This window comes from Glutamicibacter arilaitensis, from assembly GCF_044793945.1.
GTDB lineage: Bacteria > Actinomycetota > Actinomycetes > Actinomycetales > Micrococcaceae > Glutamicibacter > Glutamicibacter arilaitensis_B.
In genome coordinates this window covers 196,463-222,289 of record NZ_CP084994.1, presented here as the reverse complement: position 1 = coordinate 222,289, position 25,827 = coordinate 196,463, and the positions used below count along the sequence as shown (strand labels likewise).

The 25,827-nt window shown below is 57.5% G+C and carries 27 protein-coding genes and 4 tRNA genes; 13 read left to right on the top strand and 18 right to left on the bottom strand.

The features are described from left to right. Window positions 1–855 carry a hypothetical protein gene (locus LG294_RS01070; RefSeq protein WP_404288688.1) on the top strand — a complete coding sequence of 285 codons (855 nt, stop codon included), beginning with the start codon at window positions 1–3 and terminating at the stop codon, window positions 853–855. 77 nt (window positions 856–932) lie between these two features. On the opposite strand, the gene LG294_RS01065 is transcribed toward LG294_RS01070, so the two are convergent. From LG294_RS01065 to LG294_RS01050, 4 genes are all read right to left on the bottom strand, one after another. Continuing rightward, window positions 933–1,009, bottom strand: a tRNA-Asp gene (locus LG294_RS01065). A 60-nt stretch (window positions 1,010–1,069) separates the two neighbouring features. Continuing rightward, window positions 1,070–1,142: transfer RNA gene (locus LG294_RS01060), tRNA-Phe, on the bottom strand. 49 nt (window positions 1,143–1,191) lie between these two features. Further along, window positions 1,192–1,265, bottom strand: a tRNA-Asp gene (locus LG294_RS01055). A 56-nt stretch (window positions 1,266–1,321) separates the two neighbouring features. After that, window positions 1,322–1,394 (bottom strand) — tRNA-Glu (locus LG294_RS01050). Between the two features lie 146 nt (window positions 1,395–1,540). Here LG294_RS01050 and LG294_RS01045 point away from each other — a divergent pair. Both LG294_RS01045 and LG294_RS01040 read left to right on the top strand, forming a co-directional pair. After that, on the top strand, window positions 1,541–1,900 hold the full coding sequence (locus LG294_RS01045; protein WP_404288687.1) for a metallopeptidase family protein: 360 nt from the start codon (window positions 1,541–1,543) through the stop codon (window positions 1,898–1,900). A gap of 1,085 nt (window positions 1,901–2,985) precedes the next feature. Then, window positions 2,986–4,701, top strand: coding sequence for an NlpC/P60 family protein (locus LG294_RS01040; RefSeq protein ID WP_404288685.1), 1,716 nt, complete (start codon window positions 2,986–2,988; stop codon window positions 4,699–4,701). 155 nt (window positions 4,702–4,856) lie between these two features. Here LG294_RS01040 and LG294_RS01035 read toward each other — a convergent pair whose 3' ends face one another. Next, on the bottom strand, window positions 4,857–5,825 hold the full coding sequence (locus LG294_RS01035) for a universal stress protein (protein WP_404288683.1): 969 nt from the start codon (window positions 5,823–5,825) through the stop codon (window positions 4,857–4,859). Between the two features lie 169 nt (window positions 5,826–5,994). On the opposite strand from LG294_RS01035, the gene LG294_RS01030 reads away from it, so the two are divergent. Continuing rightward, window positions 5,995–7,443, top strand: coding sequence for an NCS2 family permease (locus LG294_RS01030; protein ID WP_404288681.1), 1,449 nt, complete (start codon window positions 5,995–5,997; stop codon window positions 7,441–7,443). A gap of 69 nt (window positions 7,444–7,512) precedes the next feature. Here LG294_RS01030 and LG294_RS01025 read toward each other — a convergent pair whose 3' ends face one another. Beyond that, the gene (locus LG294_RS01025; protein ID WP_404288679.1) at window positions 7,513–8,085 is read right to left on the bottom strand and encodes a dihydrofolate reductase family protein; all 573 of its coding nucleotides are present in this window, start codon (window positions 8,083–8,085) and stop codon (window positions 7,513–7,515) included. A 157-nt stretch (window positions 8,086–8,242) separates the two neighbouring features. On the opposite strand from LG294_RS01025, the gene LG294_RS01020 reads away from it, so the two are divergent. Further along, window positions 8,243–8,737: a DUF2087 domain-containing protein gene (locus LG294_RS01020; RefSeq protein ID WP_404288677.1), complete on the top strand. Its 495-nt coding sequence runs from the start codon at window positions 8,243–8,245 to the stop codon at window positions 8,735–8,737. Here LG294_RS01020 and LG294_RS01015 read toward each other — a convergent pair. Together LG294_RS01015 and LG294_RS01010 are read right to left on the bottom strand one after the other, a co-directional pair. Further along, the gene (locus tag LG294_RS01015) at window positions 8,730–9,554 is read right to left on the bottom strand and encodes a spermidine synthase (protein ID WP_404288676.1); all 825 of its coding nucleotides are present in this window, start codon (window positions 9,552–9,554) and stop codon (window positions 8,730–8,732) included. The genes LG294_RS01020 and LG294_RS01015 overlap by 8 nt on opposite strands. Continuing rightward, window positions 9,547–10,068 (bottom strand): GNAT family N-acetyltransferase, encoded by a 522-nt coding sequence (locus LG294_RS01010; protein WP_404288674.1) that lies wholly within the window; start codon window positions 10,066–10,068, stop codon window positions 9,547–9,549. The genes LG294_RS01015 and LG294_RS01010 overlap by 8 nt, the downstream gene beginning before the upstream one ends. Window positions 10,069–10,202: 134 nt before the next feature. On the opposite strand from LG294_RS01010, the gene LG294_RS01005 reads away from it, so the two are divergent. Then, window positions 10,203–10,553: a hypothetical protein gene (locus tag LG294_RS01005; protein WP_404288672.1), complete on the top strand. Its 351-nt coding sequence runs from the start codon at window positions 10,203–10,205 to the stop codon at window positions 10,551–10,553. 23 nt (window positions 10,554–10,576) lie between these two features. Here the strand turns inward: LG294_RS01005 and LG294_RS01000 are convergent, their stop codons facing one another. Continuing rightward, window positions 10,577–11,266 carry an O-methyltransferase gene (locus LG294_RS01000; protein ID WP_404288670.1) on the bottom strand — a complete coding sequence of 230 codons (690 nt, stop codon included), beginning with the start codon at window positions 11,264–11,266 and terminating at the stop codon, window positions 10,577–10,579. Between the two features lie 4 nt (window positions 11,267–11,270). Further along, on the bottom strand, window positions 11,271–11,579 hold the full coding sequence (locus tag LG294_RS00995; RefSeq protein ID WP_404288668.1) for an MTH1187 family thiamine-binding protein: 309 nt from the start codon (window positions 11,577–11,579) through the stop codon (window positions 11,271–11,273). 91 nt (window positions 11,580–11,670) lie between these two features. Here LG294_RS00995 and LG294_RS00990 point away from each other — a divergent pair, with 91 nt between their 5' ends. Further along, the gene (locus tag LG294_RS00990; protein WP_404288666.1) at window positions 11,671–12,120 is read left to right on the top strand and encodes a MepB family protein; all 450 of its coding nucleotides are present in this window, start codon (window positions 11,671–11,673) and stop codon (window positions 12,118–12,120) included. A 45-nt stretch (window positions 12,121–12,165) separates the two neighbouring features. Here the strand turns inward: LG294_RS00990 and LG294_RS00985 are convergent, their stop codons facing one another. The 4 genes from LG294_RS00985 to LG294_RS00970 are packed head-to-tail and all read right to left on the bottom strand — an operon-like array spanning window position 12,166 to window position 14,747. Continuing rightward, the gene (locus tag LG294_RS00985; protein WP_404288664.1) at window positions 12,166–12,483 is read right to left on the bottom strand and encodes an AzlD domain-containing protein; all 318 of its coding nucleotides are present in this window, start codon (window positions 12,481–12,483) and stop codon (window positions 12,166–12,168) included. Continuing rightward, window positions 12,480–13,202 carry an AzlC family ABC transporter permease gene (locus tag LG294_RS00980; protein WP_404288662.1) on the bottom strand — a complete coding sequence of 241 codons (723 nt, stop codon included), beginning with the start codon at window positions 13,200–13,202 and terminating at the stop codon, window positions 12,480–12,482. The genes LG294_RS00985 and LG294_RS00980 overlap by 4 nt, the downstream gene beginning before the upstream one ends. Next, the gene (locus LG294_RS00975; RefSeq protein ID WP_404288660.1) at window positions 13,192–13,881 is read right to left on the bottom strand and encodes a hypothetical protein; all 690 of its coding nucleotides are present in this window, start codon (window positions 13,879–13,881) and stop codon (window positions 13,192–13,194) included. Before LG294_RS00975 ends, LG294_RS00980 begins: the two co-directional genes overlap by 11 nt. Next, window positions 13,878–14,747, bottom strand: a complete 870-nt coding sequence (locus LG294_RS00970; protein ID WP_404288658.1) for a glycerophosphodiester phosphodiesterase — start codon at window positions 14,745–14,747, stop codon at window positions 13,878–13,880. The genes LG294_RS00975 and LG294_RS00970 overlap by 4 nt, the downstream gene beginning before the upstream one ends. Window positions 14,748–14,822: 75 nt before the next feature. Here LG294_RS00970 and LG294_RS00965 point away from each other — a divergent pair, with 75 nt between their 5' ends. The 5 genes from LG294_RS00965 (at window position 14,823) to catA (ending at window position 19,612) form a co-directional block, all read left to right on the top strand. Continuing rightward, complete coding sequence (locus LG294_RS00965) at window positions 14,823–16,079, top strand: DUF445 domain-containing protein (RefSeq protein ID WP_404288656.1); 1,257 nt, start codon at window positions 14,823–14,825, stop codon at window positions 16,077–16,079. Window positions 16,080–16,260: 181 nt separating this feature from the next. After that, window positions 16,261–17,154: a LysR substrate-binding domain-containing protein gene (locus tag LG294_RS00960; protein ID WP_404288654.1), complete on the top strand. Its 894-nt coding sequence runs from the start codon at window positions 16,261–16,263 to the stop codon at window positions 17,152–17,154. Beyond that, a complete protein-coding gene (locus LG294_RS00955) occupies window positions 17,151–18,251 on the top strand; it encodes an enolase C-terminal domain-like protein (RefSeq protein WP_404288652.1) in 1,101 nt (366 codons plus the stop codon). Before LG294_RS00960 ends, LG294_RS00955 begins: the two co-directional genes overlap by 4 nt. Before the next feature lie 30 nt (window positions 18,252–18,281). Then, the gene (locus LG294_RS00950; protein ID WP_096285854.1) at window positions 18,282–18,560 is read left to right on the top strand and encodes a muconolactone Delta-isomerase family protein; all 279 of its coding nucleotides are present in this window, start codon (window positions 18,282–18,284) and stop codon (window positions 18,558–18,560) included. 194 nt (window positions 18,561–18,754) lie between these two features. Beyond that, window positions 18,755–19,612 carry a catechol 1,2-dioxygenase gene (gene catA, locus LG294_RS00945; RefSeq protein WP_404288650.1) on the top strand — a complete coding sequence of 286 codons (858 nt, stop codon included), beginning with the start codon at window positions 18,755–18,757 and terminating at the stop codon, window positions 19,610–19,612. A 124-nt stretch (window positions 19,613–19,736) separates the two neighbouring features. On the opposite strand, the gene LG294_RS00940 is transcribed toward catA, so the two are convergent. Continuing rightward, window positions 19,737–20,246, bottom strand: coding sequence for a cytidine deaminase family protein (locus LG294_RS00940; protein WP_404288648.1), 510 nt, complete (start codon window positions 20,244–20,246; stop codon window positions 19,737–19,739). Window positions 20,247–20,395: 149 nt separating this feature from the next. Here LG294_RS00940 and LG294_RS00935 point away from each other — a divergent pair, with 149 nt between their 5' ends. Next, the gene (locus tag LG294_RS00935; protein ID WP_404288646.1) at window positions 20,396–20,836 is read left to right on the top strand and encodes a VOC family protein; all 441 of its coding nucleotides are present in this window, start codon (window positions 20,396–20,398) and stop codon (window positions 20,834–20,836) included. A 67-nt stretch (window positions 20,837–20,903) separates the two neighbouring features. On the opposite strand, the gene LG294_RS00930 is transcribed toward LG294_RS00935, so the two are convergent. The 3 genes from LG294_RS00930 to LG294_RS00920 all read right to left on the bottom strand — a co-directional run bounded on the left by LG294_RS00930 (window position 20,904) and on the right by LG294_RS00920 (window position 25,676). Then, the gene (locus tag LG294_RS00930) at window positions 20,904–21,515 is read right to left on the bottom strand and encodes a GrpB family protein (RefSeq protein WP_404288644.1); all 612 of its coding nucleotides are present in this window, start codon (window positions 21,513–21,515) and stop codon (window positions 20,904–20,906) included. Between the two features lie 114 nt (window positions 21,516–21,629). Continuing rightward, a complete protein-coding gene (locus LG294_RS00925) occupies window positions 21,630–24,311 on the bottom strand; it encodes a LuxR C-terminal-related transcriptional regulator (protein WP_404288642.1) in 2,682 nt (893 codons plus the stop codon). 54 nt (window positions 24,312–24,365) lie between these two features. Further along, the gene (locus tag LG294_RS00920) at window positions 24,366–25,676 is read right to left on the bottom strand and encodes an MFS transporter (protein WP_404288640.1); all 1,311 of its coding nucleotides are present in this window, start codon (window positions 25,674–25,676) and stop codon (window positions 24,366–24,368) included. Window positions 25,677–25,827 lie beyond the last annotated feature (151 nt).

Sequence of the window (25,827 nt, the reverse complement as noted above, 5' to 3'; positions counted from 1 at the left end):
ATGACCAAAAAATTGACTGGGCCACTGGCAGAGCTTACGGCAGCTACCGCGCATCTGCGCGTCTATGAACCGTTGGATGCTTTCGAAGATTGGGCCCAGTCAATTATCTTGCGTACCAGGCAACGTAGTGCGAGTCACTGGGACCGCTTCGAGAACGAGCGGCTCTGGGAGCGCACCCTGCGCGATATCTCCGATCCCTTCCCGCATCATGAAGCGGAGTACTTTCGCTCGCTAAAGGTGCTTGATTACGAGGGCAATGAGCACACCCGCTACTGCCCCGGACAGCTGCAAGCACGCAGCCTATTGGCTGCGGAACAAGCCGAAGAGGCCATCCGAACCGAAGTCCTTGACCTGCTGGTGCCTCCCGCAGCACGTAGTGCGAATGCAGAGCGAGTTAATCCCGACCGACTTGCAGCAGATCTCACACATCTACACACTCGCACCTCCACCTGGGGCATACCGCTGAGCTGGTTTGCCCTCTTCCGGGAAGATGACGAGTACGAGCAGGTGCATGTTGATGATCGTTTGCTCACTGTGCGACTAATCGTGCCTTTCGAACAGGCCATTGAACGCCTCTCCTGGGCCGTGCAAACGCTCGTGACCTATGCGCCGCAGGCACCATTGTTTGAGGAGCTTGGCGCGCTCGGCAGCTGGCTTGAATCCTTCGACAGCCGGTCTGTGATCGAATTGGATTACGGGATGCTGGCCGAGATCGTGTGGCCAGATGAATCCGCCAACGACCTAATGCACGGAATTCAGGCAATCGAAGATGGGGATATACCCACGGCGGCAGCTGCCTATCGCCGGCTCACGAACCGCTGGTTGGGCCCTCGTCATTTGGGCCGGGCCAACTAGAACCCGGTCTGAATATCTGAATCAATAAATATTCAGTTAAAGCAAAAAGCTCCGGTTGAAACCGGAGCTTTTCATATTGGCGACCCTGACGGGACTTGAACCCGCGACCTCCGCCGTGACAGGGCGGCGCGCTAACCAACTGCGCTACAGGGCCATGAGATTCGAATTCACGTTCAAATCACATGGCAAAGCCCTCGGTATACCGAGGGCTGCGTGGCTCCGACCGGCGTCGATCCGGTGACCTTTCGATTTTCAGTCGAACGCTCTACCAACTGAGCTACAGAGCCTGGTACCACTAGGTGGACACCAGATTTATTGCCTAAACAATAAACCGAGCGACCCTGACGGGACTTGAACCCGCGACCTCCGCCGTGACAGGGCGGCGCGCTAACCAACTGCGCTACAGGGCCTTGCTTTCGCAAGCCAATGGATTTCTCCATCTGACAACCAACGAATTGGCTGTTTGTACCCCCAACGGGATTCGAACCCGTGCCGCTGCCGTGAAAGGGCAGTGTCCTAGGCCGCTAGACGATGGGGGCCTATATCTGCTGCGGTTTCTTTCGTCTCCGCTGCGGACTTCAATAACTATACGTGGCCTTTTTGTCATTTGCAAAACCGGCATCCGGAGGACTTTCTGAGGTCACAAATCGGCGGTGAACAGTACGCTTGAATTATGGATCTGGAGATGAGCGACGATGAATTCGATGGGCTGGTTCAGGCCGCTATCGACGGCATTCCACAGGCCGCAATAGACATGATGGACAATGTCATTTTCTTCATCGAGGACGAATACGAGCCACTTCCCGGAGAAGCTAAAAACACCGAGATTCTGGGGCTATACGAGGGTGTTGCTCTGACGGAACGAGATTTTGACTGGGCCTCAGGCGCGTTGCCGGATCGAATCACCATCTTCAAAAACCCAACCCTCAGGGCCTGCGAAACACGCGACGACGTCGTGCGAGAAGTCCGCATTACGGTCATGCACGAGGTGGCTCATCACTTCGGAATCGACGATGAAAAACTGCACGATTTGGGTTGGGGATAGGCCAAAACGGCAAAAACCAATATTGAGATGTGCGTCACGAAAGTACTCATATTCGAATCCCTCTTTTCGTTCGAAGTTGCCCAGAAGGGAATGAACGCACATTCGGCATCTGCTTAGGCGGCCGGAACACAACGACCCAAATTCGATTCATCGCCCCGGCATGTGATGCGCAAAGTGGCTTTTCATGGAAGCAGCCAAAACTTAGTCGTTAGGTCCGAGCGGCGAGAGCATCAATGGATTCAACTTTTCCAAAACCGCGCCCAGCGTTCACTCCTGAGCTCGATGCCAAGTCACTGGGTTCACCCCCCAAGCTCACAATGACGTAGCAGTCTGCCAATACTCACCATGCCCTGAACAAAAAGTGGAATACTTCCGTTGCTTGAGCGCGTCCTTTGTAGCGGAGATGCATTTCCTAATTGAACATTCGGGTCGAATGATGATCCCAGTGCTATGCATGCTCCTCCTCCAGATGGGGCGCCCCGAACGGGAGACGAGCTATCGCATCGATGGGCCAAAGTATCGAGACAACAGGACCCGAGGTGCCCAGAAGTCATAGCGCCGCTCTCTAGGAACATCTCAGACAGCTTCAAACTGGCTCTATGGCAGAGTCCCGCCTCATAGAGTGACCGCGCCGACGCAGAGGACGTAGAGAGCTCCAGGTTTCTGCACTCAATGAACGTCTTCAACGGCAGTCGACCGCTAGATGCAATGTCGCCGCTCAGCGACCTACTACCGTGCAAAACTAGGTAACGCATCGTCACCGATAAACGCCTGTATCGCATTTCTGTGCACATTAAGGTCACGACTCAAACGTCAGTCTCTTTCATCGCCTCGGGTCATTTATGTATTGGAAATAATCTCCAAACCCAACTAAGCGGATGCACTTCGCCCAAATCACCCCTGAAATGGGTGGGCAAATGCCATCAATGTAATTCCTGTGACTGGTGTGACTAGTGTTGCCAACTACCTGATTTTTAGCCTAGTGTGCTATTTGGGACCTTGATCAAATCGCAACATTTCGTTCGCGGATAGTCACGATTCGATCATTTCCTAACTGTCATCACCTGAATCTAGTGAGGAACGATATGGCGAACCGCCACTCGCTCGGAGTTGCCGCGTGCACTCTGGCCCTAGCAGTCTCTTGCCTTGCTGGCGCCGTCCCAGCCGCCGCCGCACCGTCGACCGCGTTTCCCACAACTATCTCCGTTCCAGCACAACCGTCGAACTCCCCACTGCCTTCGGCAGCAGAGGTTGAGTCGGCGAAGTCGAACAAGGCTGCAACTAACGAGATGATCTCTCGTCTCGAAGCATCTCTCGATTCCAGTCGCGCAGAACTCCAGCGTGTAGAAACGGCAGCCCTAGAGGCTCAGGAGTCACTGCTCACCGCCGCCGAGGAGCGCGACTTGCGCTCCGCTGAGGCTGACAAGGCAGTCAAGCAAGTCGAATACGCGCAGCAGTATCTTGCACAGAGCCGTAACGACCTAGGCGCTATCGCTTCGGACATGTACCGCAACGGGGCGAGCAATTCCAGCTTAGGCATCCTGCTACAGGACGATGAGTCAAACGATCTCTTCTCCAAGGCCGCCACCATGAGCGCCCTGAGTGAGAACCGGTCCCAGACGGTCAACACTGCCGCCGAGGCCGAGGCCCTGGTATCCGCGTGGGAAGAGTACGCAGACACCGCTCAGAAGGCCGCTAAGGCCGCAGCGGAGAACTACGATGAAGCCGCCACCACCGCCAGCTCCACGCTCACCACTTATGAGTCAGCGATTGCTCCGCAGTCAGAACTGCGCGACGAGCTCGTTGGACACCTCGCATTCCTGAAGGAACAGGAAGAGGAAGTAGTTCGCAAGCAGGTCGCTGAGGCAGAAGAACAAGCTCAGGAAAAGGCGCTCCAGGAAGTCGTAGAGGCTCCAGAAGCTCCAGAAGCTGACAAGCCAGTCACGAACGATGACTTGGCAACCATGCAGCCGCTCGCGGTGGAAGCTCCTCAGGAACTCGAATTTATCGATTCCGAAGAAGCCGAGCCTGAGACTTTGACGCCTAAGGTTATCGAAGTCCAGAAGGACGAGCCGAAGGCACCAGAAAAGCCAAAGCAAACCGAAGCACCAAAGGCCCCTGAGAAGCCGAAGCAGACCGAGACCCCTAAGGCGCCGGAAAAGCCAAAGCAGACCGAGACCCCTAAGGCTCCCGAAAAGCCTAAGGCAACTCCGAAGGCTCCCGAGAAGCCTAAGTCAACTCCGAAGGAAAAAGAGAAGCCAAAGGTTCTCCCCCAGGCACCGGAAAAGCCGAAGGTCATTGAGGAACCAAAGCCGAAGCCTAAAAAGGTTCAGCCAAAGGCACCGGAAAAGCCCAAAGCAACTCCCAAGCCTTCACCAAAGCCAGAGGTGAAGAAGGAAGAGCCTAAGCAGGAGCAGAACAACAACAGCAATTACTCTGCAGCGATCTCCTGGGCTCTGAAGACTGCCAGCGATCCAAGCAAGCGCTACGTGTTCGGTGGCAACGGACCAAGCGTTTTTGACTGCTCTAGCTTCTCGCAGACAGCATTCGCCAAGTCCGGCATCAGCTTGCCACGTACCTCCAGCCAGCAGTTCGCCAGCGCTCCGCAGTATGTCTCGCTTAGTGAGCTTCGTCCAGGTGACCTTGTGTTCTCTAGCTCGAACGGTGGAGCTTCCTTCTACCACGTGGCCATCTACATCGGTAACGGCCAGGTAGTCCACGCTCGTAACCCGAGCGCAGGCATCTCGGTGACTCCGTTGAGCTGGGTCAACAACATGCATTCGAAAGCAGCTCGCTACTAGGCAGGTACTACTTCGATAGAAAATGCTTCCGCAGCCAATTGGTTGCGGAAGCATTTTTCATATCGGCATATCAGTGCGCATATAACTAGCGGCCCCAGTGCTTCGCAAAAATATAGCCCGGAAGGAATATTTCTCTCCGTGCTATATTTGCAAAATTACTCGGCTCCGGTGTCGAAGTCCTTGCGGTTCGCCAGTCGTGGATCATCCCCGTCCGGAACGACCATCACCGGACCCTTCGAATGATGCAAGACGCCCTGGCTGGTAGAGCCAAGCAGCATGCCGGCAAAACCACCACGACCGCGTGAGCCGGTGACCGTGAGGACCGCATGTTCGGACTCGCGAATCAGCACCTCCACAGGTGGCCCGGAGATCACATCGGTCTCGACATCGATATCTGGGAAGTGCGATCTGATCCAGCGCTCTCCGACATTCATCTGATAACGAACGTCTTCAAGCACCGCTTCTTGATCGACCGTGGCGGGCATCCACGCAAGTGCTGCCGAAACCGGAGAGACCGCGCACACTACGCGGAGCTTCAAACCCCGAGCTACTGCCGCTTCCGCGGCTGCGAGCACCGCGGAGCGCGCGCGCTCGGAACCGTCCACGCCGACAACAATCGTCTGGCGCTCTGGGGATTCTTCCTGGGCCTGTTCTTGCTCTTTGGCCATGGACAAGGGCACTACCACCGTTGGGCACTTGGCATGCGCCGGCAATGCCGAGGACACCGACCCCAGTAGCCTGCCCACGAAACCTCCGCGGCCACGAGTGCCGACTACGATTAGCTCGGCATCTGCGCTCAGATCCAGAAGCACCCCCGAGGGATCTCCTGACTCGATGTAGGTGCGAATTGTCGCTTGGCTGCCCTCCAAGTCCGCGCGAGCTTGGCGCACGATGTCTTCGGCTCCACCACGGATCAAATCGTCATCCAGCGTGGAATATCCGGCATCCATAGACGATGCGGCGAAGACGGGAATGGTGTAGGCAGAGACGATATTCAAAACGCTGCCACGGCGCACCGCTTCTCGTTCAGCCCAGCGCAAGGCGCATTTACTCTGCTGGGAACCGTCGGCGCCGACGACAATACCCTCAATTTTTTCGGTTTCGACTGGTGCTTCGTCACTCATCAGACTCGCTCCTCATTGACCTGTGATGGCATTGGGTGTGACCCCTCTTACAACCAATGTACTTCCAATCTTCGCCACAGTGTGAGTTGGGTCTAATGATTTCACGCTAAGCCTACTCAGCTACGAGATCGGTATGAATCTATACCCAAAACGTCATAGAATTTTTACCATGCCCTCCACCACCAAAACTGCGCCTGAGACATCCTTCCCAGCGCGCGTTGACCGTTATTTCAAAATTTCGGAACGCCGCTCAACCTTTGCAACCGAAGTTCGCGGCGGTGTCGCCACCTTCTTCGCAATGAGCTACATCGTTGTACTGAACCCGCTAGTACTTTCCGGTGTCGACGCGTCCGGCGGCGAACTTGGAATCCAGCGCGTAGCTGCTGTCACCGCATTCGTTGCAGGTATCCTGACCATTTTGATGGGCATCTGGGCTCGTCACCCATTCGCTATGGCCACCGGGCTGGGCGTTAATGCCTTCGTGGCGATTACCGTGGCAACGAATCCGGAACTTACCTGGCCTGACGTCATGGGGTTAGTAGTCGTTGCAGGTATCGTCATGTTCTTACTAGTCCTCACGGGCTTTAGAACTGCCGTGTTCCGTGCCGTACCTGCGGGCCTAAAAACCGCAATCGTTGTCGGCATCGGCATGTTCATCGCGCTGATAGGCCTGGTCAACGCCGGCTTCGTTCAGCGTATCCCCGACGCCGCAAATACCACCGTTCCGGTGGGCTTAGGTTTTGACGGCAAGCTGCTGGGCTGGCCAATCGTGGTCTTTGTGGTCGGTTTGCTGCTGACCATGGCTCTTGTTGTTCGTAAGGTCAAGGGTGCAATCCTCATCGGGATTGTCGCCGCTGCAGCTTTGGCAAATATTTTCGAAGCAGTGTTCAACATTGGCGACAAGGAGACGAGCACCTGGTCTTTGGTCGTTCCGTCACTGCCCAGCTGGACGCTGCCGGACTTGAGCCTTATCGGTCAGGTCAATCTTCTTGGATCATTTGAAAAGCTTGGCGTCACGGCGGCCTCATTGCTTGCCTTCGTGATCCTGCTGTCGATTTTCTTCGACGCCATGGGCACCATGGTTGGGCTGGCCTCCGAAGCCGGTGTCTTAGACAAAGATGGAAATATCCCGGATGTCGACAAGGTCCTGCTGGTTGATGCTGCCGGTGCAATCGTAGGTGGCGGCACCTCTAGCTCGTCGGCCCAGATCTTCGTGGAGTCCGGCGCCGGCATCGGCGAAGGAGCGCGTACCGGTCTAGCTTCTGTGGTGACCGGGCTGATGCTCATCGTAGCGATGTTCTTGACCCCGCTGATCCACCTTGTCCCTTTCGAAGCTGTAGCGCCAGCTCTGGTCGTTGTGGGCTTCATGATGGTTTCGCAAGTGTCGAAAATTGACTGGAATGATTGGGGAATTGCCCTGCCCGCATTCCTGACCTTCACCCTGATGCCCTTCACCTTCTCCATTGCCAATGGCATCGGGGCCGGCTTCATCTCCTACGTGTTCATCCGCGCCGCGCAAGGCCGCGCGAAAGAGATCCACCCGTTGATGTGGGTTGTCGCAGCGGCATTTGTGCTGTTCTTCGGTATCGGCTTGATCGAGAATCTCATCGGAATGTAACCGAGACAAAAAAGACGCAGGCTCGGCACCGTATGTTTACGGTGCCGAGCCTGCGCTGTTTAAAGCCACTCAGCGCGGAATTGGGTGCGGCGCGTAGATCAGTTCCTGCGTACGCCCATCGAGCAGCGTCGCGGAAATCAGTTCAAGATCAAAATCCCCAAACCCCTCAAAGATGCGCTCGCGTCCGGTAATTCCGGTAATCACCGGGTAGAACGTGATTTGCAGGAAATCCACCAAACCCGCATCCATCAACGCCCGATTCATTGACAGGCTGCCATGCGAGCGTAACGGCATGGTTGATTCGTTCTTCAGCCTGCGCACTACATCGACGGCATCTCCCGGCTCAAGTGAGCTGTTTTGCCAATTCAGGTCGATTTCGGCGTTCATAGTAGAAGAGATCGCGATTTTGGGTTGGGCTGACATCTTGGCCACCCACTCATCCGGATCTGCCCAATCTGCAAGCATTGACGACATCATCTTGTAGGTGGTGGCGCCGAAGACCATGAGCGTCGGCTGATCATACAGACGACTGCGGTGCTCCAAGAGTTCAGGTCCTTGCTTTCCCCAGTATCCTTCCCAGGGTTCGGTCGCAGCAGCAAAACCGTCCAGCGAACTGAAAACATCAAAAGTATAGGTCATCATGACCGCCCCTAAGCTGAGTCGACCATACATGGCACCTGTACCGGCACCCGTGGGCCGCGGGCACTCATCTTAGTCCTCTGCAGCCCCGAGAACAATGCTTCCGCATCCGTTGGGTAGCATGTGGGCTAAAGCAATTTGGCGCAGACGGAGGACGAGGATGTCTCAAGGTAATAAATGGATTGAGATTGCGGCAGGTCTGAAGAACCAGAATATGCGAACCGCATTGGGGCTGGTCCTTGCCGGTGCGCAGGATCAGCTCAACGGCTCAACTCAAACCACCAAGGATCTGCAGCGCTGGGTCAAGATTGGATTGCTCACCGAGCATGAGGGCCGCTGGCAGCTGAACGATCAAATGCTCAATGAAACCCTCGCCTCGGCGGCATCCTCCAGCACGCAGAGAACTGGGGTCATGCGCTACTTCACCGGACCGAGGCTGAATACCTTGCCCGCGCGTCCTGCCGATCGCCATGAGGTCATGGTCCATATTCGCGATCATGTGCTTTTCACCGGAGAGTCCCTGCGCGAGGAACAGCTCAACGAGCGATTGCGGGTGATCCATGCGGATGTGGCGCTGCTGCGCCGCTATCTAGTGGACTATGAGCTGGTCCTCCGCGATCTCGACGGTACTGACTACCGGCTACCGGCTAAATAATCGGCGCGGCTCCGGCGGCGAAGCGTGCCACCGCGGATCCCGAAACCAGTTGTGCCGGCAATGGCGCGGTACGCAGGTTCTTTTCGAAACTTGTCCCGAGGGTCAATGGTTCGTCGCTGGCTAGAAAAACGATGTTGCCATACCGCCGGCCCTTGAGCATCGGTGCGTCGGCAATCATTGCCACATGCGCAAAGACCGAAAGCAAGGTGGCCGCTTCGGCCCGGGCGCCTGCCAAATCTGCAGAGTCCCCACAGTTCAGCAGATAAACGCCTCCGTGATCCAGCACGCGTTGGGACTGTTTGGCGTAGCCGACGGTGGTCAGCTCGCGCGGGGTCGTACTTCCGGCGAAAACATCGCGAATGATGACGTCGCGGCTGTTGTCGCTGAGCGTCGGAAGCACCTGCCCGGCATCGCCCACTCGCAATCGCACTAGCGGGGCGCGAGGCACCTCGAAACGAGTGCGCACCAATTCTGCGAGCTTGGCATCGAGTTCCACCACGACTTGACGAGCGTTCTCATAGGCAGCCGCAACCCAGCGTGCCATCGAGCAACCGCCACCGCCGAGGTGCAGCACACGCAGCTTGCGTGCACGGCCGTCGAATTGTTCGGCAGGGAATCCGAAGGTAAACACCGGTTCCATCCAACGCATGTATTCGAAGTCCAAATAACCGGGGTCATCGAGGTCTATGTGGGAAGACGGAACACCATTGACCTTGAGAATGTAGCGATTTGCCCCATAAGGGTCGGGTTCAATCTCGGCCAATCCGGTATCGATCTCGTAGCTTCCAAGCATTACGTTGCTTTCGTCCTTAGCCATGTCGACGTACCATCCGAACCTCGCGCAGCCCGGCCCAGGATCCTACTAGCTCTTCGGAGGTTCCATCTGGGACAAATCCATGCTTCGAGTAGAAACCGATTGCTCGTTCGTTTCCTGCCAGTACCCAAACCAGAGCGTCACGCTTGCCCAGCACCGTGTCCATCAGATGGGCGCCGAGTCCGCCGCCATAATACTCTTCCAGCACGTAGAGCACGCCTAGCTCGATATCGACGCCGGCGTCTTGATCTTCTGCAATGGTTGGGGTGCCACCGGCTAATCCAATAATCGTCCCGTCGCCGGATTCAGCGATCCAAAATTGAGCGCCGCTGGCTAGTCCACGTTCCCACCATGCCAGTTGCTGCTCGAGCTGCGCTTCGTGGTAGGCGAAAAATTCTTCGTCGCGGAAGCCTGAATAGGCTTGGCGCCAAGCTAGCAATTTCATTTCAAGGGCCGCCCGAAGATCTTGTTCTTGGGCTAGACGGATACGATATTCGTTCAAAAGTGGCACATTCATACATTACGTCAGCGAGGCCTCTTGCGTCGCTAGGCACCACTGCCCTCCTACTTAAGGACTATTGCTTGTCGCCATGGAGTTTGAAAAACTGCCTAGATAGCATTTAAAACGTTGAAGCGAAAGGGCGGTCACTGGTGGATCGGAACGAAAAATTCGCGAACTTCACCGGCGGCGTGGTGACAGGTCTAACGCTTGTCTTCTGTCTCTCGCCGACATTCTGGATCATCTGCTTTGGATCCCTGCTGCTGATCATCAGTTTCAGCCTGCTGGCCAAGTTTGAAGGAATCTGGGGGCCAACAACTGCCAAGCACTGGTACTACGTGCTCCCCATGATTCTGGCTCCAACATTTGGGGGCTTACTTCGCGAAACAGGCTACGCCTTGTGGCTCGGAGCCATAGTAGCGGTGCTTGGAGGTATCGCGACAAACTTACTCGTTCGGCGTTACCCGCCGTTCAAGATTCCGGCTTCCTCGGTGACGACCTAGCACTTCACCGGCTCGCCCTCTGGCTAGAGCACCCGGGCGATGGCAAATCCGTCCCAGCCCTTAGCGCCAACAGTCTGAAGAGCGGTTGCCGAGACCCGTGGTGAATCGCGGAGCCACCTGAGCCCCTCTTGCACCCCACGCACATCCGCCTCATTTGCACCGTGCTCGGCAGCATCGTCAAGCACCGCACCGCCACGAATGACGTTGTCGAGAATCAGCACCGTCCCGGCACGCGAGAGTTCCAAAGCAAGCTCCAGATAGCTCACGTTATTACGTTTGTCTGCGTCGATGAAGATCAGTTCGAATGGCTTGGCACCCGCGGCAATCAGGTTCTCAAGTGATCCTTTGGCTGCCCCGAGTTTGATCTCAACTCGCTCCGAAAGACCGGCACGTTGTAAGTTTTCACGGGCAACAGAAGCATGCAGAGGCTCAAACTCGCAGGAGATCACCTGCCCGCGCTCGCCCACCCCACGGGCAAGCCAGCTTGTTGAATATCCGCCGAGCGTGCCGACCTCGAGTACGCGCCGAGCACCGGTTATCTCCGCCATTAGCTGCAAGAATTTGCCCTGCGCAGTGCTGACCTCGATTCGAGGCAAACCTGCGTCGTGCGCGTGTTCTCGACCGGCTTCAAGTTCTGGGATTTCAAGCCCCAATACCTCATTGAGGTACGTGTCGACCTCCGCGCTTTCACGTTCTGCGGAATGGCGGATCATCACATTACTCCTCGCTGGATTCGATCGCCTGTTCCAGGCGCTGAACTTTTCCGTCCAGTTCGCCGGTGTATCCCGGGCGAATATCTGCCTTGAGCACCAGCGAAACTCGGGAACCATATTTGCTTACGGCCATGGTGGCATCTTTGACGACCGCCATGACTTCGTCCCATTCGCCTTCGAGTTCGGTGAACATCGAGCTTGTACGGTTCGGGAGCCCAGAGGCGCGCACTATGCGCACCGCTTCGGCCACGGCGTCGTGTACCGAAGCATCGGCACTGTCGGTACTTGGGGCAACTGAAAAAGCTACGATCATATCTCCACTGTCCCACCGACACGCAGGCTTGTCACGACGTTAATGCGACTACCTGCTCATGAGATGCCAGCACGCGCCTAAAATGAGATTTATGGATTTCAGCGCCTTCTCACGGTACACAGCATTTGGCATAGCGCCGGACGACGACCCACTGCTGGTTCAAGCAGAAGAACAAAACAGCGACTATGAATCCGGGTTGGTCTCGTTCGGTAGCCAGCGGTGGAGGATTCGAACTGCTCGCATCACCGCTACCAAACCTGGAGCATTCCTCGCTTGCTGGACACGAGACGTTGACGGACTCACCCAACCTTTTAGCGCAAATGAGCAGATCTCAGGGCTCCTGGTTTTTGTACAAGACGCTGAGCGCTTCGGAGTCTTCCGGTTCACCGCCGAACAGCTGCACAATCTTGGTATCACCAGCTCAGAAACGAAGCCCGGCAAACGCGGCTTTCGGGTTTATCCCAGCTGGTGCACCGAGTTGAATCCGCAGGCGCAACGCACACAACGAGCCCAGGCCCCGTCCTTTAGAGAACTTAGCTAATTTTCCTGGAACTACGCTGCTGCCGGCGAGCGCCAACCGACACGCTTAGGCGGCTAGACCGCTTGCACGCAGTGCTACGGCAGCCAAGGCACCCACGAGCACCACCACGAGGTATGGAGCTTTGAAGACTAAAGCGATCGTTGCCGCGGCAAGAGCACCGATACGCGCGTCGATGACAATTTCCTGCCCGCTGGTCAATGCATTCATGGTGACCAGCGAGGCCAGCAAGGCAACCGTGAGAGTTGCCGCTACATGGCTCATCAATGGAGAATCAAGTACTTTTCGCGGCACGAAGTACCCGCAGATCTTCAACGCAAAGGCCGCCGCGCAGGCTCCGAGCAACCACCAGCTCAGTTCACTCATGGCTTCTCCTGGTCTACTTGATGCAGGTTCCCGTGTTCGGTCGCCGGTTTGGCGCGGCGCGCGGTGAGCACCGCAAATACCACCGCACAGCCGGCGGTGATCAGGATTGGGACGCCGGGAACCGTCAGCGGCACGGCAAACGCGGTGATTGCAGCTGCGGCGAGTGCAACGATAATAGGCTGAGCAGACTTCAATCGCGGCCATAAGAGTCCGAGGAACGCCGCTACCGCGGCGCCGTCGAGCCCCCAAGCTGCAGGATCTCCCATGCGTTCTCCGAGCAAGGCGCCAACAAGAGTAAACAAGTTCCAGAACGCATACACGCCGAGCCCGGCGGTCCAGAAACCACGATGCCGCTCGCTTTGGCTCGCCTGTCCAAGGCTTGTTGCGGTGGACTCGTCGATGGTGACCTGAGCCATCAGCGGAACAATGCGCGGGCCGGGGCGCAGCGACTGCTTGATCTGCATCCCGTATACCGCGTTGCGCACGCCGAGCAGCGTCGCAGCGGAGAATGCCGCGGAGGCCGCCCCTCCGCCGGAGATCACCCCGATGAAGGCGAACTGGGATCCCCCGGTAAACATCAGCGCACTCAACGCCACCGTCTGCCAAAGGTTCAACCCCGCGGCAATAGCCAAAGCACCGAAGGAAATCCCGTAAAGGCCTGTCGCGAGCGCGATTGACAGGCCCATCTTGGTGGCCGGGGTCAGCCAGCTAGTCGGCATGGCGGGCATCGTATCGAATCTTGTAGACGCCGCGTTTGACCCGGGCTTGGCCAATTTTTACCTCTGCTATTTGGTCCACGTGTTGCACATGGGTGCCACCGCACGGTTCGCTGTTCACTCCGGCGATAGTGACGGTCCGGTGCCCCTGCTCATCGATTTGTGTGCTAATTTCCCCACCTTTGGCAATCAGCTCATCCACCCGATGCTGAAGCCAAGCTTCCGCAGCGGCACGCTCGGAATCGTCAGCCAGGGGCAAATCCACGCTGGCGGGGTCAAAATCGAGGCGCGACTGTCCTTGGAAGTGTGAGTGGCCGCGATGTTCCCAACCGCGGTCTTCACCCGCAAAACCCAGAATGTGCCCGGCGGTATGCAGAGCTGCATTGGCGCGTCGGGCCTCGGCGTCAATGCACGAAGTTACCGCCTCCCCTACAGCGTGGGTTCCCGCACCGTAGAGAATAACCGTTCCGTCGGCAGATCGACCTACGCTGACCTCAACGTTATTCACTGTGCCGCGATCCTCTTGTTGCCCACCGCCACGCGGGTGGAAGATATTGGGGCTCAGCGCAACCCAATCCCCCGTCTCGTCTCTGCCCGTGGCGATGACCGTGGATTGGGCAGTGAACGCATAGCTATTGTGAAGATACAGGTTCTGTTGCGTCGGAGTTGTCTCGGTGCTCATGATTGCTCTAGTTCCTGACGGAGTCCTGCCGGACGGTTGCTGGTTATTTGAGTGACGCCTAAGTCGATCAGGTACTGCGCGTCGGCGGGGCGGTCAACCGTCCAGATTCGTGCGGTCAATCCGAGTTCCAGCCAATTGCGCACCAACTGCTCGTTGGCTCGCACCCAAGCGACGCCAGGGCCAATAATACCGGCGCCGCCGGCGTCGATAAGTTCGATGCCCTCAGCTACCGAACGGCCAAGGACTTCATAGACTGCCGCGCGTCCGGTCTGCCCGCTGGCCATCAGCTCGGTTACGCGCCGCGGATCGATCTCGGTCATCAGCTGGCAAAGCTGTGAACGATGGACCGTTCGAGAAAGGAAACGGAGAGAGTCCGGCTCAAAGCTCATCAACGTCACCTGGATCTGCCCCGCTCGACCGGCTTTGCCAGTTTGCGGGTCAAACCCGTGGGCGGCAAGCACTTTCAGGGTTTCTTCCTCTAGCAGGTGGCCAAAGGGGCTCGGATGTTTGAGCTCTACGGCCAGCCCTATGCTGATTCCGCGTTCGTCGATGAGCTCAAGGAGTTCTGCAAGGCTCAGCAGCTGTTCATTTTCTGCCCCGTACTCCGCGGGAACCGCTACCGGCATATACGAGGCGAAGTCCATGGATTTCAGTTCTTGAAGCGTATACCCGGCTACTTCGCCGGTGGAATCGGAGGTACGGTCCACCGTTGGATCGTGGTGGCAAACCACAACTCCATCCCGGCTCAGATGCACGTCGCATTCGATACCGTCCGCTCGCTCATCCATGGCCTGCAGATAAGCGGCACGGGTATTTTCGGCATATCTGTGCGAACTGCCGCGATGAGCATAAAAGAGCGTATCCATAATTCCTACGCTACTGGTTTGCCCCTGCCTCGTACGTGATTATTGCCGTGCCGCGTTCTGGGTAAAGTGGGGCGCATGCCAGAACTTCTTGATCAGCGCGCCCAGGACCTCCGCAAGATGAAACGCGTAGCCACCCTGCTCTTCCTGCTGATGTGTGCCCTGTTCATTTTCAGTGTGCTGTTTCAGGATCTTCTCCCCGGGCTTAGCTATTTGAAGGCGGCCGCGGAGGGCGGCATGGTTGGCGCCGTCGCCGACTGGTTTGCAGTGACAGCGCTTTTCCGGCATCCCCTAGGCCTGAAGATTCCGCATACCAATCTGATTCAGCGGAAAAAAGATGAGTTAGGCGCCTCGTTAGGTGACTTCGTTCAGCAAAATTTCCTCACCCCGGAAGTCATCTCAGCTAAATTACGCCAAGCGGAACTGGGCCTAAGCGTGGGCGGTTACCTCTCCAGCCAAGAGGGAGCTGAGGCAACGACGGCTCAGGCTTCCGCGGTGGCAATCGGTGCCTTGAATTCCTTGGATGATGAACAGGTACTCACGGTGCTGCAGGTGCTGGCCAATGACTACGTGGTCGCTCCCGAATGGTCCACGACCTTAGGAACGCTCGGTCAGAAACTCGTGGACGATGGGCACCATGAGGCCGCGGTCGAATTGATCGCGGGGCGTGCCGGGTCATGGGTGGCGGATCATCCAGAGGTTTTTGTTGAGGTAGTTTCCGGGCGCTCACCCTCATGGGTCCCGCGCATGGTCGACGAAATGCTGGCGCAAAAGGTTCATCAAGAATTACGAGGTTTGCTTTTTGCGGTGGCCGGAAATGAACGCCATCCGTTGCGGCTTGCACTCACCGACTGGCTGGCAGAATTCACCGTGGCAATGCAGCACGATCCGGAAACCATCGCCAAAGTTGAGCAGTTCAAACATTCGTTGCTCGGTGATCAGCAGCTGCGAGAGCTAGCAATACGCGGCTGGGCTTCGTTGAAGTCCGGACTGATCGAATCCCTGCAGGGTTCGGCTTCCCCCTTGAATATTGCCCTCCGTTCGGCGATCACCACCTTTGGCCAGCGCCTGCAGAGCGATTCTCAGCTGCGTGGGAACTTGGAAGATCGGGTCATCACCGGTGTCGCGTCGCTCGTCGAACAACATGGTCTGGCCCTAGCCGGATTGGTCAGCGACACGGTCCAGGCCTGGGACCCGGCCGAAGCCAGCGAGAAACTAGAGTTGCAGGTTGGCAGGGATTTACAGTTCATTAGAATCAATGGAACCGTCATTGGCTCTCTGGCTGGCGTGGTCATTTTCTCGGCCGGAGAGCTAATTTCCTCTTTTTCTAGTTGACCTGCCATTTCTTCCGTTCGCCACACACCTTGACGCCTCTTTTCATGGCGGCCCATGAGAGATTAGTATTCAAACAGTCTCAATAACTATTGAATAAGTATTTCTCACTATCGAACCGGCTGGCTAGAGTTGCCATGAACGTCGCTACAGCCTTCAGCGCGGATCGACGATCGGAGCAACCATGGAAACCAGACTTTTACGCTACTTCGTCGCAGTTGCCGAAGAACGCCACTTCGGCCGGGCTGCCGAACGGCTGCATATGGCCCAGCCTCCGCTCTCCCAGCAGATCAAACAGCTCGAGGAGCAACTGGGGACCAAGCTTTTCATCCGCACCACCCGCAAGGTGGACCTCACCCCTGCCGGAGAGCTTCTCCTCACCCGCTCTCGCGCCTTACTAGAAGAACACCAGCAGCTTGCACGTGACGTGCGCACCGTGGGCGATGGGGCAAGCGGCGTTTTGCGCTTAGGCTCCGCCGGCAGCGCCACCTACCGCATAATGCCGCAGATTATTGCAGCGACCAGCGAACACATGCCAGGTCTGCAACTGAACGTGCAGGGTGAAATGCTCACCCCGGAAATGGAAGAAGCTCTCGCAGAAGGCCGACTCGATATCGCGATACTGCGTCCCCCGGTGCATAACGAAGAGGTCGAATATTCTCTACTGGAGAAGGATCTGCTGGCAGTCGCGCTGCCCGCTGGGCACCGGTTGGCAGCTCACCGGGAAATCGATATAGCCGAACTGCGCACCGAGAACTTCATCTGCTATCCCACCGCTTCGGCGGTCAACACCATCTTCGTTGAGACCTGCCGCAATGCCGGATTCATCCCGCGTACAGCTCAGGTGGCCCGCGAAACTTCAACCCTGCTCACCTTCGTCGCGGCGGGCCTGGGAATTGCCATGGTCCCAACCTCCAATTACCTGCCGCATAGCGAACGGATCATCTTCCGCCCGCTGCGCAATGCACCGGCCGTAGATCTTGCGGTGGCATGGAAGACCGGCAATCAGGCTCCCCTAATTCAAAACTTCTTGAAACTCTGCACAAATTTGACCTCCGTGGAAGGAAATTCCGAATGAAAATTGCCCGCATCGAAGCGATTCCCTACGCAATCCCCTATACGCACCCATTGCGTTTCGCCAGTGGAGAGGTACACACTGCGGACCACGTGCTGGTTCGCGTACACACCGATGAGGGGATCATCGGCACCGCGGACGCACCGCCTCGGCCATACACCTACGGTGAAACTCAGACTTCGATCCGCACCATCGTGCAGGACATCTTTGGTCCTCAGGTGATCGGCCTGGATATCTTTGACCGGGAAAAGATCCGCCAGGTCATGGGGCGCACCATCCATAATCAGGTGGCCAAGGGCGCGCTGGATATCGCTATTTGGGACGCCATCGGCCAGGCTACCAATACCCCTGTGCACAAGCTGCTGGGCGGCTTCACCGATTCGATGCGGGTCTCGCACATGCTTGGTTTCCGTCCGGCGCAGGAATTGCTTGATGAAGCACTACGCTTCGGTGAACAATATGGAATCACCACCTTCAAGCTCAAGGTGGGGCGTCGTCCACTGGCACTAGATATCGAAGCTTGCCGAGTTCTGCGCGAGGGTTTGGGCGAGGATGTCGAAATCTACCTTGACGCCAACCGTGGCTGGACCGCCAATGAGGCCATGGAAGTCCTGCGCCAGACCGAGGGGCTCGGCCTGACTATGCTCGAAGAGCCTTGCGATGCCAAGGAAGCGATGAGCCGACGCCGCCTCGTTGAGCATTCCCCGATCCCAATTGTTGCCGATGAATCCGTGCCAACCGCCGGCGATGTCTCCCGCGAGCTGCTTTCCGGCGGCGCCAACGCGATCTGCATCAAGACCGCGCGCTCGGGCTTCACCGAAGCGACGGAGATCCTGGGCCTGTGCACCGGCCTGGGCGTGGATGTCACCATGGGCAACCAGATCGATACCCAGGTCGGTTCGCTGGCCACCGTCACTTTCGGCGCAGCCCACGAGGCGACCACCCGCAAGGCTGGCGAGCTGTCGAACTTCTTGGACATGACCGATGATCTGCTTGCCGATCCATTGGTCATCAAGGATGGCCGCATTTCGGTGCGCGAAGTTCCAGGAGTCGGTGCAGCCATCGACGAAACTAAACTGGCGCACTACCGTCAGGACTAGCAGTACCCCACCCAACTTTTAGGAGAACCCATGTTGTTCCTTGCACGTATGGACGTTACATTCCCGGCCTATCTTACGGCCGAGGAAGTCACAGACTTCCAAGTCCGCGAGAAGGCCTACTCCGCGCAGCTGCAGCAGAGCGGCAAAATGCAGGGCCTGTGGAGAATCGTCGGAGAGTACGCGAACCACTCGCTATTCAACGTTGAATCAAACGACGAGCTTCACCAGATCCTCAGTGGTTTCCCCATGTACGCGCACATGAAGATCAAGGTAACCCCTCTAGCAAAGCACCCGAATTCGCTGAGCTAGTGGCTTTTTGAGAGCTTAGAATTAGCGCGTGCGCTAGCCCACAAGTATTGATAGGCAAACAGTCTCAGTCTGCAGTAAATAAGTATTTTACTCGCTATAGCCACTGCACTACATTGAATATCAATCGCACAGGATGATGGGGGTCACAATATGAATCCTCAACAGCCACATCTTACAAAGACAAGGGAGTCATCATGACCGCCGAAACTCCAGCAGACGCCACAGCAGCGAAGTCAGGTAACGCCGCTACGGACCGCTTCCGCAACTCCGGCAAGCTTGCAGCAGTAGAGTCCTCTGCAGAGCGCGTGAACCTACTGGCGAGCAAGCTAGTCAAGGCCGCAAACGACATCATCCTCGAAGAGCGCGTGAGCTACGACGAGTTCAACGCCCTCAAGGCTTGGCTGATCAAGGTCGGCGAAGACGGCGAATGGCCACTGTTCTTGGACGTGTGGCTGGAGCACTCGGTGGAAGAGGTCGCAACCGATCACCGCGAAGGCAACAAGGGCTCGATCGAGGGCCCTTACTACGTGCCGGATGCTCCTGCGCAGAACTCCCCTGCCACCATCGAAATGCGCGAAGACGAGAAGGGCACCAACCTGCTCTTCCAGGGACAGGTCCGTTCCACCGACGGCTCGGCATTAAAGAACGCCAAGATCGAGCTGTGGCACGCAGATGAAGAAGGCTTCTACTCGCAGTTCGCTCCTGGCATCCCAGAGTGGAACCTGCGCGGCACCTTCATCGCTGACGAGGAAGGCAACTTCCAGATCAACACCATGCAGCCTGCTCCGTACCAGATCCCTACCGACGGTGCCTGCGGTCAGCTGATCGCTGCGGCAGGTTGGCACGCATGGCGTCCAGCCCACCTGCACCTGAAGGTTTCGGCCGAAGGCCACGAGCTGCTCACCGCTCAGCTGTACTTCCCAGGCGACGAGCACAACGATGACGATATCGCCACCGCGGTGAAGCCAGAACTGATGCTAGACCTGCAGCCAGCGCAGTCCGGCAACGGCAAGCAGGTCACCTACGACTTCGTGCTTGACCCAGCCAAGTAACCAAAAATTGCGAAGCACCGCTAAACGCCGAGCGTTTAGCGGTGCTCTCTTTTATTCCCCGGCGCTCATCTGCAATTGAACACGCCCTGTTCCGCTCAGGGAATTGGTCGTCGAATCCAACCAGTCAGACCTGCTCGGCACGGTGGTCATAGCCGAAGGGCAATAGATCACTGGCAAGTACGCTCACCATCCCTTGCTGTGTTTCAACGATGACGCGCATCTGCGGATAGTAATCAGCAAAAATCTGCCGGTCGCGTCCGCATGGACTTTTCACACCCCGGCCGTGGCTTCCCACCGCCACGATATGGGTGAGCTCGGTTGCCCCGGCGGCACGAGCCGAGCCGAGTGCAACGAGCTCGGCGCACGGACCCCCGGTGAAGTGATAAATATTCACCCCGGTAAATGTACTGCCATCTTTGGCTCGCACCGCAGCACCCATCGTGTGCACGCCATTTTCGTGGGGGCCAGCATCCGTAGTTGCATTGATTGTTTTTCCTGCAAGACGGACCAGAGACCATTCATCTGCTGACAACGGGAGTGCAGAAGCAGGAAGTGAAGTAGGCATGACCTCATAGTAAAAGGTTGATGCTGCTTTGCGTTTAACCACCATCAAAAAACACATTCCCTCGCGCATAAACGCAGCCAGCAACTAGCCGAAGATTGCCTCTGAGCCCCCTGTTGAAAGCGGACCGCGAATGGCTTGCATGGCTCTTCCTTGGACACAGAATTCGCCGTAAAGTCACTTCTAGACCACGTAAGTACTTTCAGATGGAGGCTGCACTCATGTCACCAGTCATTCGGTTTGACCACGTCGGCGTCACCGTTCGAGATCTGGAGAAGGTCACCGCCTTCTTTATCGGGCTCGGTCTCGAAATTGAAGGGCGCACCTTTGTGGAAGGCGAGTTCATTGACACCGTAACTGCTATCCCTAATTCCCGGACGGAGATCGTCATGCTGCGAATCCCGAATGGTGACACGGCGGTGGAGCTTTCCAGCTTTGTCCGCCCCGACCATGATCCTGGTTCTCCCACCGCCATGGCTAACGAACTCGGGCTGCGCAGCTTGTCATTTGAAGTCGAAGATCTCCAGGAACAGGTCGATCGGTTGGCTGCCGAAGGCTATGGGCTCGTCGGTGGTATTGGCGAGTATGAGGGAGCCTGGCGTATGGCTTACGTGCGCGGCCCTGAGGGGATCCTCCTGGCCTTAACAGAGCGGCTCGGCTAAAGACGCGGCTGCAGGCCTTACCCTCATGCTCTCGCGGTAAGCCCGCAAGCTACCCGTTTCACCTAAGCTAAGCCTCGATGAGCCCCATGGCGATAAAAGCTCGTTGGTAGATCGCTCTTATAACCGCTTCCTTGCGCGCGTTGTACTGCATAGAATGCTCGCCAGCTTCCCGAGACAAGTCAGCTGCTTCGCGTTTTGCATTCGCGTAGAGCTCTCGCTCGGTCGGGTTCGCGCGGAGCCAATCCCGGAAGATCCGATGCTTGATCGTTTCTGGACTGTCAAAACCGAAGACATGAAGATTGCAGGCGGGGTCCTCGTGGCGCAGGACCCGATGCCCAAACCACCAGGGTTCGCGAACTCTTAGTTCGAAACCCGCACGTTCCAGCGCCGGAATATATGAGCGCTCGTTGTTCGGATCAGCGACGACCAGATCAATATCGATGATTGGCTTGGCCGGGAGCCCGCGAACCGACGTTGAACCAACATGTTCGATTACCAGCGCGTGCCAGCCAATGGCTTCCTGGATGCGTTCAGCGAGCAGTTGGAACTGTTCCGGCCACGCGCTGTTCCAATCATCGATCTCAATCTCTGCTGCCGGACCGGCACCGGGAACGTACGGCGATTGTCCTTCAGGAACCGGTGGCTCGTGAAAAGTTACGATGTCGATGAGCTTTGGCATGAAACTATTGTCGCCGATTTCCACCGCTCCATGCACGGCTTCGGCAGCGCCCACTGCGGCCGAGGTTTACAAACTAGTTGCATCCATGACAGCCAGTCTGCTGGAAGCGGATATCTAGTGCTCGAAACCCTCACGAGTCAGCGCGGCAAGTTCCGTACGCGTGGATACCGCAAGCTTCGCGTAAATTTTTGTCAGGTGGTATTGCACGGTCTTGGTGCTGACAAACAATTCTTCGGCCACTCGACGGTTGCTTGCGCCCTCGCAGACGAGCTTCGCGACCGCCTGCTCCTGAGACGTCAGCGTTGACCAGTCAAGCGCTTCGCGGCGCGCCATCCCTATGCCGCTTGCCTGCAGCTCCCGAGTGCAGCGTTCAACGTAGACGGTGGCATCCAAATGCGTGAATGTTGCCTGCGCGCGGGTCAATGGGGCTACGCACTCAGCCCGTTTGCCAGCACGCCGCAGGCACTGTCCATAGGCAAAATCCATCCGCGCCCGGTGATATGCGGTGCCGACCCCCTGCAAACAAAGCAGCGCCCGCTCGAATAGCTCCCGCGCCGCGTCGATGTCCCCCAAGGCCGCCAGCAACATGCCGCGCGTCCCGAGGAAGCTCCCGATGCTGGCGTTATGCCCAGCCTTCAGTGCGGCATCAAGCAAGGGGGTGATAAATTCTTCCGCCTCCTCCAGCCGTTCGCAGCGAATCAGTGCTTCGGCGTACATATCTTGCCAATTCCAGAATCCCGGTTCGTCTATCCCCTGGCTGCGATCAAGGCGAAGTATGGGTTCGAGGGCCAGCAACACCTCTTCGTGGTTGGACTGGGCGCGCGCGGCTTCGGCCCGAGCCATTCGATATGGCACCTCCATCACCTGGTAGCTACCCACTCTCACCCACGATTTGGCCAAATGAGCCTCGACGAGTTCAGTGTTTCCACGAAGCGCATGGATCTGTACCGCGGTGAACTGGATCAGCGGACGCAGCACCTGAATCCCGAATCGTTCCTGGATGGCCTGCGCCCCACGGACGGTCTCCAGCGCTTGATCCCAATCGCCCACGAGGAATTCGACGCGTGCCAGCCAAGCCTTAGCCCACAACGAGATTCGCAACGAGCCCTCACTGAAGTCAGTGGAGCTAGCCGCTGCCAGTTCGTGGCGCGCGAGTTCAATGCGCCCGCTTGCCAAGTACACCCAGCCTAAGGACATCTCCGCGCGTTGCCGCTGCGCCCCGGTGGGGAGCTTGCCCAGTAAGTCGAGCAAAACCCTTTCGCCTTCCTCACCCCGGCCCATCATTGCCAGCCCAAGGCCTTGGATGGCTGCACTTTCGATAGCCAGCGGGCTGCCGACCTGAGCTAGGCGCAGCGATTGTTCGGCCCAGTCAAGTACTTTTTGACCCTCTAGCTGGCATAAGGAATGCAGTACGCGGCGTTGCGAAATTACCGCCATCGTATCGCTGAGCTGCAAACGCACCGCGCTCTGCCAGGCGCTGGTCAACCAACGATTAGCGGTCTGCGCCCGACCCTGGAGTATGGCGATATACCCTGAGAGAACGTCGCGTTCGGCGCTACTTCCCAAACTTGCCAGCTGGTGGGAAAAAGTCAGCGCCCGCGGAATTTCACCTGCTGCAACCACCGCGTCTACGGCTTTGAGCAGCAATGACTCGCGTTGCGCCGGCTCAGGTGTTAAGTGCATGGCACGGAAGAAAGCGGTAGCCGCCGAGGACCACTCGCCGCGCTGCCCCTGAGCTACCGCATAAGCTTCCAGTTCGCGCGAAAGCCCGACATCCGGCAAGAGACTGGCATCGGCACGGTGGCCCAAAACGATGCCGCGATCCTCGGCAATGCCAGCAGCCGCGGCGTGGAGGCGAATGCGGGTACTGAGCGGAATCTGATGATAAACCGCCATCTGGGTTAGCTCGTTATCGAAACCGAGCCGCATCTTGCCGCTGTGGCCACGAGTTCGAGCCAGCGAAGCATCAACAATCTGTTGGATATAGGCAAGAGGGGAGTCTTCTTCGGCAAGCCTGACGATTAGGTCAATTCGAGCGTGGCGTCCAAGGACCGCGGCCGCCTCAACGAGCGCACGAGCTCGGGGATCCAATTCATCGAGCAGCTGCTTGATGTGGAGGGACAATGCCCGCGGCGCTGGGGGCCAACGGTCCCACTGTTCCCAGCTTTGTTCCGGATTTTCCTGCGCCAATTCGAGAACGGTGTGCAGGTTGCCTTGTGTGTAGCGCATCAGGTGCTCGACAGCTATAGGCGTTAGCTCTATTCCCACCCGGGTGAAGATGATTTCACGGGCTTGGGCAGGCGTTGGGGAATCAACGTGCAGAACCTGTAAATCTGTGTCGTCCAAGAACTCGCGCGTTTCCGGCGGGAGCATCGCGATGTCTTGATCTCGCATGACCAGAACTATGAGCACTCGTTCGGCGTGTAGCCGGCGCCATGCAAAACGCACCGCCTCGAAGCTCGCGGCATCTGCCCACTGCGCATTTTCGATGACCAGCACCTTGGCCTGTTCTTGATCCGCGCGCAGGAATTCCAGTAGCGCGGGTCCAAGGTCTTCATTTGAACAAGGCTTTCCACGTTCCAGCAGTGGTCCCAGAGCTGCACCAGAGCGTCTAGATTCCCAGCGTGAAGCGGTAACTACGGTGATCGATGCCATTTTGGATCGGCTTAGCAATTGCCGTATCACGGTGCTTTTACCGCTTCCCTGCGGCCCTTTAAGTACGGCCAGGGCGCTGCGCTGTTGCTGCGCTTCACGCAAAAGGTCGGCGAGCGCATCCTGGGCAACTTGTAGACTCATCAATGCATTCACCGACCTTTCAGCGTTGCCGCGTTGTTTCTCGATGTGTTTCTACTAATCTGCGTCTGCAGCGGCAAGTTCGACTCGCGCGGGCTTCTGCGCGGCAGAACGCGCCATCGGTACGCATACCGTTACGAGAGTTCCAACGATAGCAACCGAAGCAAAAACGTAGAACGCGGTTCCCGGTGTAACCCCGGCGCTCAGCAGCAATCCCCCGACCAATGGGCCGAAGATACCACCGAGGCGGCCGAATCCGGCGCACCAAGCAACACCGGCACCACGGGCGGCGCTGTGGTAGTAATTCGACACAAAACCATAGATCAGCACCTGGGTACCGATGGTTCCCACGCCGGCCACAGCCACCAGTGCGAGCAAGATGAGCAGCGGCAGCTTCAACGGCATCAACACCATGGCCAGCGCGGCCAAGAAGAAGGTCACGGCGACTACCTGTTTTGGTCCGACGCGGTCAGCTGCCACCGAGGCGAGCAAACCACCGAACACGGCAGCAAGGTTAAGTACCAACAGGAACAACAGTGAGTGCGACTTGCCGTAGCCGGCCTGCAGCATGATCTCAGGCATCCAGGTGTTCAGACCGTAGGTGAGCATGAGACCTGCAAAGCTCATCATGCCCAGCAGAATCGTTGGCAGCGCGTAACGCTTGGTTGCCAAGGCCGCAAAACCCACCTTCTCGGCCTTGAAACTTTCGGCCGGGACATCCCCCGGAATCTCCAGGGCAACGCCGGTGCGCGCGGACATTTCCTGTGCTTCGGCGAGCCGCCCACGGGACAACAGCCACTGTGGGGACTCCGGAAGTTTGAACCATGCCATGGGCAGCAGGAACAGCAGCGGAAGCGCACCAATCAGGAACAGCCCGCGCCATCCGATGGTTTCGGTTAGCAGCATCGCGAGCAGCGAGGCGAGCACTCCGCCCATTGGAACACCCGAATAAACGATCGCGTTGTAGTAGTTGCGGCGGTTCTTCGGGGCAAACTCTGCAACGACGGCACCGGCGGTGGCGACGAGAGCGCCCACGCCCATACCGGTGAGGAAACGCAGAATGCCGAACCACAAGGAATCCGCGGCGAAGGCGGTGAGCGCCATGCCGACGGAGAACCAGATAATGCCGGTAATCATGACCCGGCGGCGCCCCACATAATCGCCGACGGCGCCGGTGGTCAATGCTCCGACCATGACGCCGAGCAAGGCGTAGCTGCCTAACAGGCCTGCGGCTGCCGCGTCGAGCTGTCCAAGCTGACTTGGATCGGCAAGCAGGGTCGAAACGATGGTACCGAAGACCACCAGATCATATCCGTCAAAGATCAGAGCAATGGCGGCGATTGCTACCACCCAGCGGACTGTATTCACTTGCTTTGAACTGTTCATAGTGGGGCTGGTCATCACGTGATTTCCGTTCGTTTGCGGTATCTGGGGCACCGCGTTGTGCCCCAGAAAATACGTGCCCGGCATTTACAGCTGAGCCGGGATGAAGATGGTGGACAAAACGGCCCGTCGTAAC